At 68.4% G+C, this 250-nt stretch carries 1 pseudogene; it reads left to right on the top strand.

The features are described from left to right. Nucleotides 1-250, top strand: a pseudogene (locus tag R0J92_RS25145) (ATP phosphoribosyltransferase catalytic subunit HisG); the annotation flags it as partial.

The following is a 250-nucleotide window of genomic DNA, read 5'->3' as shown; positions in this document are numbered from 1 at the left end:
AGGACGGCGTCGATGTGGTGCTGCTGTGGGTGGGCGAGCTCTCGCGCGAACTGGCCGCCGGGCGCATCCGTCTCGGGGTGACCGGCACCGACCTGGTGCATGAGAAGCGGCCGCGCTGGGAACAGCAGGTCGAGGAGCTGGAGCCAATGGGCTTTGGTGAAGCGGACCTGATCCTGGCGGGGCCGCAGTTCTGGATCGATGTGGACACGCTGGAGGATCTGGACGCGGTCTCTGCCGCCTTCCGCCGCAC

The organism is Tritonibacter sp. SIMBA_163, assembly GCF_046535935.1.
Taxonomy (GTDB): Bacteria; Pseudomonadota; Alphaproteobacteria; order Rhodobacterales; family Rhodobacteraceae; genus Epibacterium; species Epibacterium scottomollicae.
The sequence above is the reverse complement of the archived record's forward strand: the minus strand, read 5'-3'. Positions and strand labels throughout refer to the sequence as shown.